Raw genomic sequence first — 8049 nt, 5'->3', positions numbered from 1 at the left:
CTTATGAAGTATTCTATGGGAAAGTGTGCATTGGGCATAACAAAAAATCCATCGATTTATGACTTTTTCAGTGGGCTCCCTATTCGGTCCTCTCTAGATGTTAGCTTTTCGTCACCCACTACAGTTGACAGGGAGTATTAAATTTAAGGGTGATGTATCACTATTTTGTAGATGATTGATTGTTTTATAAGTAATTGGTTTTCATAAAAATACTAAATAGATGTCTTTTAGTAATGAAATTTAATAATTTATAAAAAAAATACTAAAGAATTACAGTTCAGGACAAAAAAATGACATTCTATGAAATCGTATAGACAATTAAATTGAAAAAGGTTATGATATAACCAAGATATGTGATTCGGAATGAGACATCGTCAATCTTATTGAAATCTACATACACTTTATGAAAATAAATAATGTACTTTTATATAACTTTTTCCTAATCCCCATTTTTTATTGGCCGCTCGTCCAATTACATATCTTTTTTATAGACATTAAAAGGCTTGAGAAATCAAGCTGTTTTTTGTTTTTAAGGAATTATTGTAGTTTAAGATAAAAAATACATTCTGTGAGTGAAATCCGACATTTTAGGAAATAGCGACATACATCCTGGGGTTGCATGCTATAATGTAATCAAGGTTAGAGAGCAAGAAGAATGTATGGTTTAAGTTAGTCCCTTAAACATAATAATTTCCCTCATTCATTCTATCTAAAATTGCTGTTGTGTTCTCTACCGATGATGCTGTTGTTCAAAAGGTCTGTACTTTGTACAGGCCTTTTGGCATTTTAGAAGATAGATAGTTAAAGATGCTTTTGAATCTATTTGTATAGTTTCAAGAGTGTTTTTTTATTTTCTACCATTCCTTGCATAAAATTGAATAAAAATTAAGGATTAAGCATTTTTTAGGTCAGAATAATAAATAAAAATGAAATAAATATAAAAAAATAACAAAAAAGTGTTGACAGGTGAATAAATATGCAATATAATTAGTCTCGTAAGGTTGATAGAGATAGCAACCACAAGAAAATATAAGAAAAGAGAAAAATATTATGTCAAAAGAGAAAGTTATTCTTGCCTATTCGGGAGGTCTTGATACCTCAGTCGCTATTACATGGCTTAAAAAAGATTATGATGTTATTGCTGTTTGTATGGATGTCGGTGAAGGTAAAGATCTTGAGTTTATCCATGACAAAGCTTTGACAGTTGGAGCTGTTGAGTCATACGTGCTTGATGTTAAAGATGAGTTTGTTGAAGATTATGTGCTTCCAGCACTTCAAGCTCACGCTTACTATGAACAAAAATATCCTTTGGTTTCAGCGCTTAGTCGTCCAATTATTGCTAAAAAATTGGTTGAGATTGCTCATAAAACAGGAGCAACGACTATCGCTCACGGTTGTACTGGTAAAGGTAATGACCAAGTTCGTTTCGAAGTTGCCATTGCTGCCCTAGACCCAAGTCTTAAAGTAGTGGCGCCAGTGCGTGAATGGAAATGGTCTCGTGAGGAAGAAATTGAGTATGCTAAGGCTAATGGTGTTCCAGTTCCAGCAGACCTTGATAATCCTTACTCAGTCGATCAAAACCTTTGGGGACGTGCTAATGAGTGTGGTGTTCTTGAAAATCCTTGGAATCAAGCTCCAGAAGAGGCTTTTGGGATTACCAATTCACCAGAGTCTGCGCCAGATGAAGCTGAATATGTCGATGTAACCTTTAAAGAAGGGAAACCAGTTGCTCTTAACGGTAAAGAAATGAAATTGGCTGACCTTATTCAAGAGATGAATGTTATTGCTGGTAAGCATGGTGTCGGACGTATCGACCACGTTGAGAACCGTCTTGTAGGTATCAAATCTCGTGAAATTTATGAATGTCCAGGAGCTATCGCCCTTTTGACAGCTCATAAAGAAATTGAGGACTTAACTTTGGTACGTGAAGTTTCTCATTTTAAGCCAATTCTTGAAAATGAATTGTCAAACCTTATCTACAATGCTTTGTGGTTTAGCCCAGCAACACAAGCTATCATTGCTTATATTAAGGAAACACAAAAAGTTGTTAATGGTATCGCTAAAGTTAAACTTTACAAAGGGCATGCTCAAGTAGTAGCACGTCAATCAGCTAATTCATTGTATGATGAAAACTTGGCTACTTACACATCAGCTGACAGCTTTGATCAGGATGCTGCGATTGGATTTATCAAGCTTTGGGGTCTTCCAACTCAGGTTAATTCACAAGTTAACCATCCATTTGACAATTAATGACAAATTTCATAAGAAAAGTAGGCTATTAGAAGAAAAACGCTTCTTATCAGATAAAAGTGGACAGAGAGCCACATCTGATACTCTTTTCTTATAACTTATATTATTATCGTTAAGGCGTTCTGAGAGGCGTCACGAGCCTAAATAAACTACGACAGAGATCGGGTTTTAGGAAAACAAGTGTCCAGAGAGACAAATTAAGCTAGACAAATACTATCTAGCTTTTTTCATTTAAGTTATTGTGACCAAAGAGGTCGTTACTTGTTATAAGTATTAAGAAAGGATAAAAGATTATCCCAGTGAGGGGAAATCTTCAAAATAAAACTATGGCAGAAAATCATAAACTATGGGGCGGTCGGTTCGAAGCTAGTCTTGAAAAATGGGTAGAAGAATTCGGTGCTTCAATTTCATTTGACCAAAAAATGGCAGAGTTTGACCTTAAAGGGTCTATTGCCCATGTTACTATGCTCGGTGAGACAGGAATTATTACCAAAGAGGAAGCATTGCAAATTAAACAGGGCTTGGAAGAACTGCTTGAGGAATATAAGGCTGGTAAACTAGAATTTGATGTTTCCAATGAAGATATTCATATGAATATGGAGAGTCTTTTGACAGCTAAAATTGGACCAGTAGCAGGAAAACTTCATACAGCACGTTCACGTAACGACCAAGTAGCTACGGATATGCACTTGTATCTAAAAGCCAAACTAGTGGAAGTTATTGAGAAGCTCGATAACTTACGTGCTACTTTGGTCAATCTAGCAGACAAACATACCTATACAATTATGCCAGGCTACACTCACTTGCAGCATGCACAACCGATTTCTTTTGGTCACCACTTGATGGCTTATTACAACATGTTTACACGTGATGCCGAACGTTTTGAATTTAATATCAAGCATACGGATATCTCTCCACTCGGAGCTGCTGCACTAGCAGGAACAACTTTCCCGATTAATCGTAATATGACATCTGACTTAATGGGTTTTGCAAAACCATATAGCAATTCCTTGGATGCTGTTTCCGATCGTGACTTTATTCTCGAATTCTTGTCAAACTCAAGTATTCTCATGATGCATATGACACGTATTTGTGAAGAAATCATTAACTGGTGTTCTAACGAGTTTAAGTTTGTAACTCTATCTGATACTTTTTCAACAGGCTCTTCTATTATGCCTCAAAAGAAAAACCCAGATATGGCAGAACTAATTCGTGGGAAATCAGGTCGTGTCTATGGCAATTTGATTGGATTGTTGACGGTGATGAAGTCATTACCTTTGGCATACAATAAAGATCTGCAAGAAGATAAAGAGGGTATGTTTGATACGGTAGAAACGATTACTGTCGCTATTGATATTCTCGCAGGCATGCTCAATACAATGACTGTTAATGACAAACATATGGCAGAATCAACAGAGAAAGATTTTTCAAATGCTACAGAGTTGGCTGATTATCTTGCATCTAAAGGCCTACCATTCCGTGAAGCACATGAGATTGTTGGAAAGCTTGTCCTTGAGTGTACCAAAGCTGGTTATTACCTTCAGGATGTTCCTCTCGAACGTTATCAAGAAGTTTCAGACCTAATTGAAGAGGACATCTATGAGACACTTAAATCTCATACAGCTGTTGAACGTCGTCATTCCCTTGGTGGAACTGGTTTTGACCAGGTTAAATGGCAAATCAAAGAAGCTCAAAAAGCTCTAAAAAAATAAGTCTCTAAGGCCCTAACCATAAGGTTTTGGGCTTTTTTGCTATTTATGATATAATAGTACTAATTTTGAGTTTGGAGTCGCATTTTGAAAAAATCTTATCGCGTTAAGAAAGAGAAAGACTTTAAAGCATTATTTGATGCAGGACACAGTGTTGCTAATCGAAAATTTGTTGTCTACTGTCTGGATCGTGATCTACCTCATTTTAGAGTGGGTTTGTCAGTCAGTAAGCGTCTTGGTAATGCGGTTACTCGGAATCGGGTAAAACGTCGTCTACGACATGCACTAATGGACATGTCATCTCAGTTAGAACATCAAGATTTTGTCGTTATTGCTCGTAAAGGTGTTGAAGACTTAAGTTATCAAGACATTTATAGCAATCTCGTTCATGTCTTAAAAATAGCAAAGTTATATAAGGACTAGAAGATTGTCTTGCTTCTTTACATTGTAGGATAAACTAAGATCACTCCTGATTTTTGAGATACTCTTAATGAATGGAAGCGAAGCAGTTCTTTATCGTATTAAAAAGGAGTTTTTAGTGAAGAAAAAACTTAATATATCTGTTTTAGGTGCAGGAGCTCTCTTGCTTTTGTCCGCGTGTGGACGAAGTGATGTTACAAGTCACTCTACAGGCCTTTGGGAACGTCTTATTTTAATGTTTGGGAAGGCTATTCAAGGGCTTTCATTTGGTGGTTCTATTGGATTAGGTATTATTATTTTCACGATCTTAATTCGTGCAGTAATGATTCCTTTGTATAATCGCCAAATTAAGTCAAGCCGTGAACTACAAGAGTTGCAGCCAGAGTTACGTCGCTTGCAGAGTGAGTATCCTGGACGCGAGAATCGTGAAGCTCTTGCTTATGCACAACAAGATCTTTATAAAGAGCATGGTGTAAATCCTTACGCAAGCTTCGTTCCTCTCTTGATCCAATTTCCTATTTTGATGGCTCTTTATGGAGCGCTCACAAGAGTGCCAGAATTGCGAGAAGGAACATTCCTCTGGGTTGACCTAGGTCAGAAAGACCCTTACTTTATTCTTCCGATTTTGGCGGCTGCTTTCACCTTCCTTTCAACTTGGTTGACAAATAAGGCGGCTAAAGATCGTAGTGCAATGCTTCTTGTTATGAATATCATGCTTCCAATCTTTATTTTCTGGTTTGGAACTCAGATTTCTTCAGGGGTAGCACTTTACTGGGCAGTTTCAAACGCCTTCCAAGTTGTTCAGATTTTGATTTTTAATAATCCGTTTAAAATCATTGAAGAACGTAATCGTTTGGAAGCGGAAGAAAAAGAACGTAAAGCTAAGATTCGTCGTGCCAAGAAAAAGGCGCATAAACGTAAATAAGGAGGCTTATTATGGTTGTCTATTCTGGACGAACAGTCGAACAAGCTATCGAAAAAGGTTTGAAAGATCTTAATTTACCTCGTATGAAGGCTCATATTAAGGTGATTTCTCGTGAGAAAAAAGGTTTTCTAGGGTTCGGAAAGAAGCCAGCTCGAGTTAGTGTTGAACCAATAAATGAAAAGATAACTCATGAAGCAAATCAAAACACCGTTAAAGTGGCTCCTGATGCTATAAAACAATTAGACGATTCTGTCGCAAGTCCAAAAGACGAAACGATTGCTTTCAATAAAGTGACAAAACTTGTTACGGTTTCAGATAATAAGGAAATTGCACATGAAGACTTAAAGCAACCAGTTTCTACAGAGACTCTTGATGAAGAGTTGCCAGATAAGAAACAGGAGCAACCAAAGGCAACAATTATTCCTCTATCTGTTAAACGTGAGTCATCAGAAGGGGATGTTACAGAATTTATGGCAAATTCGCTTGAGCCCCAACTAGAACCGGTGGCTCAAGTTCAAACTCCGGAAACTTCTGAAGGAGATTTCAGTTCTTTTGTGGCATCTGAGTTTAGTTCGGATGAGTCTTCTGAAAATAATTTAGAAGATATTCAAGGGGCTGCAGATGATGTTTTATCTTACCTCGAAAAAATTATCTATGAAATGGATGTTGATGCTAGTCTAGAGGTTAGTCACAATCGTCGCAATATTATCATTCAGATTGAAACAGACCAACCTGGTCGTGTTATCGGTTATCATGGCAAGGTTCTCAAGTCTTTACAACTTTTAGCACAAAATTATTTGCACGATCGTCATTCTAAACGTTTTAGTGTTGTTCTTAATGTTCGTGATTATTTGGAGCAACGCACAGAGACTTTGATTGATTTAGCAGAAAAAACGGCGGCTAAAGTAAAAGAAACAGGTCGAGAGTACGTTATGGATCCAATGACGAATAGCGAACGAAAAATTATCCATAAGGCACTTTCTCAAATTGAAGGTGTTGAAAGTCACTCGGAAGGGGACGATCCTAATCGTTACGTTGTTGTGACAAAAGTATGATTACAATAGCGTTTATTGCTTACAGAAACTAGTCTTATTTGAAGGCTAGTTTTTTTGACAACAAAAAGTAGACGGTGTATACTTTATTTAAAAGGTAGTCGCTGTCTACTTAGATGGAAATAGGAGTCAAAATGAAACGTAATACTGCTGAATTGAAGGAAAAGTTAATCGCAACTGGAGTCGAGGAGATAAGAACAAGAGGTGTCGATCAACTATCTATCCGAACGGTGGCTCAAAGATGTGGGGTCACCCATGGGGCACCCTATAAGCACTTTGAAAATAAGGATGTATATCTTCAGGTAGTTTTGGAGCATTTATCTGAGATCTTTTTGAAGTATCTGACAAAAGGGGTAGACTCTTCGCTTGATGTAAGAGGTCAATTAGTATTAATGGGCTGTAATTTTGTGGCATTTGCTCAAAAAGAAACAAATAGTTTTGAGGCCTTGTTTATTAAGTTTCCTTTCAATTATATGGAGCTCACTCGGGACAGTATCTCTGTTAATGCCCATTTACCAGGGTTTGAGCACTTTAAGAGTGTGGTTCTGGAGCTGAAAAGTAACATGAATATTTCGGGTAGTGAGGCAGAAATATTAGTTCATATCTGGAGTTTTATTACTGGATTAGCCGTTTTGGTAAGGAGTCCTATTGGTGATAATTTCAATAGTAACACTATTGAAGAGACTGTTAGTACTATGTTAGACATCTATGTTAAAGGAGCTAAACAATGAAAAACTTGATTATCTACGCCCATCCAAACGATAAGAGCTACAATGCCTCTATACTAGAGACTGTTAAAGAAAATTTATCGTCTAAACATGAGTTAAAGATTCTAGATTTGTATAAAGAGAAGTTCAATCCTGTTTTACGTTTTGATACAACACATAGGAGAAGAGACTTAGCGCACGATGTAGCTATGAAAGACTATCGAGATTTAATAACTTGGGCAGATCAGTTGATTTTTATTTTTCCAACTTGGTGGAGTGGAATGCCAGCTATCTTGAAAGGATTTATTGAACGAGTTTTTGTTGCTGGTTTTGCCTATGAAAATACACCCCGTGGATTGGATGGTAAATTGACTGGGAAAGCTTGGATTATTACAACCCACAATACACCAAAGATTGTTCTACCTTTAGTTCAAGATTATAGCAAAGTCCTAAAATTTCAAGTCCTAAAACCTTGTGGTATTAAACCGGTCAAAGTTACCCAGGTTTCACCTGTTGAGTATATGAGTGATCATAAGCGAAAAGAGGTACTCAAGAAAATAGCTAAACTAGCAAGAAGGTTATGAGCAAGCGATGATATAGGAACGGCATTGTAGTTTACAGTTATCACTAGCCTCCGGGCATCGAAGATATAATGAAATTAATATCTAAGTAATTCTTGACAAGATTAAGCTATTGCTATAAAATAGTATGGTATGTTTAGTAACTGATCAAAAATAGCCGGCTAAACGAATACGAAAATCTATCAGGAGGTATTCAACGTGAAACGTACTTATCAACCAAGTAAAATCCGTCGTCAACGTAAACACGGATTCCGTCACCGTATGTCAACTAAAAACGGACGTCGTGTTCTTGCAGCTCGTCGTCGTAAAGGACGTAAAGTTCTTTCAGCTTAAGACATTATTGAAAGCAACAGTGCTCGAGACTGTTGCTTTTTGTTTTGTGACTTTAAGTCCGTTTCGCTCCGA

Annotated in this window: 8 protein-coding genes; all 8 read left to right on the top strand. The window is 37.0% G+C overall.

Annotated elements, in window-relative coordinates:
• The first annotated feature begins 1050 nt into the window (after window positions 1-1050).
• Complete coding sequence (locus HMPREF2571_RS04460) at window positions 1051-2250, top strand: argininosuccinate synthase (protein ID WP_013991226.1); 1200 nt, start codon at window positions 1051-1053, stop codon at window positions 2248-2250.
• A 326-nt stretch (window positions 2251-2576) separates the two neighbouring features.
• Complete coding sequence (gene argH / locus HMPREF2571_RS04455; protein WP_041817286.1) at window positions 2577-3962, top strand: argininosuccinate lyase; 1386 nt, start codon at window positions 2577-2579, stop codon at window positions 3960-3962.
• 84 nt (window positions 3963-4046) lie between these two features.
• The gene (gene rnpA / locus HMPREF2571_RS04450) at window positions 4047-4382 is read left to right on the top strand and encodes a ribonuclease P protein component (protein ID WP_002891957.1); all 336 of its coding nucleotides are present in this window, start codon (window positions 4047-4049) and stop codon (window positions 4380-4382) included.
• A 115-nt stretch (window positions 4383-4497) separates the two neighbouring features.
• The gene (locus tag HMPREF2571_RS04445; protein ID WP_013991224.1) at window positions 4498-5304 is read left to right on the top strand and encodes a membrane protein insertase YidC; all 807 of its coding nucleotides are present in this window, start codon (window positions 4498-4500) and stop codon (window positions 5302-5304) included.
• An 11-nt stretch (window positions 5305-5315) separates the two neighbouring features.
• A complete protein-coding gene (gene jag / locus HMPREF2571_RS04440; protein ID WP_013991223.1) occupies window positions 5316-6359 on the top strand; it encodes an RNA-binding cell elongation regulator Jag/EloR in 1044 nt (347 codons plus the stop codon).
• A 131-nt stretch (window positions 6360-6490) separates the two neighbouring features.
• On the top strand, window positions 6491-7087 hold the full coding sequence (locus HMPREF2571_RS04435; protein ID WP_045001390.1) for a TetR/AcrR family transcriptional regulator: 597 nt from the start codon (window positions 6491-6493) through the stop codon (window positions 7085-7087).
• The gene (locus HMPREF2571_RS04430) at window positions 7084-7647 is read left to right on the top strand and encodes an NAD(P)H-dependent oxidoreductase (protein WP_013991221.1); all 564 of its coding nucleotides are present in this window, start codon (window positions 7084-7086) and stop codon (window positions 7645-7647) included. Before HMPREF2571_RS04435 ends, HMPREF2571_RS04430 begins: the two co-directional genes overlap by 4 nt.
• Window positions 7648-7842: 195 nt before the next feature.
• Window positions 7843-7977: a 50S ribosomal protein L34 gene (gene rpmH, locus HMPREF2571_RS04425; RefSeq protein ID WP_002885866.1), complete on the top strand. Its 135-nt coding sequence runs from the start codon at window positions 7843-7845 to the stop codon at window positions 7975-7977.
• Window positions 7978-8049: the final 72 nt, after the last annotated feature.

The organism is Streptococcus sp. HMSC068F04, from assembly GCF_001837455.1.
GTDB classification, from domain to species: Bacteria; Bacillota; Bacilli; order Lactobacillales; family Streptococcaceae; genus Streptococcus; species Streptococcus salivarius_D.
This window is presented reverse-complemented; position numbering and strand designations above follow the sequence as displayed.

Excerpts from the sequence above, each read along its gene's own strand:
- argH (WP_041817286.1), top strand. The coding sequence starts at position 2,577 with ATGGCAGAAAATCATAAACTATGGGGCGGTCGGTTCGAAGCTAGTCTT.
- HMPREF2571_RS04430 (WP_013991221.1), top strand. The coding sequence starts at position 7,084 with ATGAAAAACTTGATTATCTACGCCCATCCAAACGATAAGAGCTACAAT.
- jag (WP_013991223.1), top strand. The coding sequence starts at position 5,316 with ATGGTTGTCTATTCTGGACGAACAGTCGAACAAGCTATCGAAAAAGGT.
- HMPREF2571_RS04460 (WP_013991226.1), top strand. The coding sequence starts at position 1,051 with ATGTCAAAAGAGAAAGTTATTCTTGCCTATTCGGGAGGTCTTGATACC.
- HMPREF2571_RS04435 (WP_045001390.1), top strand. The coding sequence starts at position 6,491 with ATGAAACGTAATACTGCTGAATTGAAGGAAAAGTTAATCGCAACTGGA.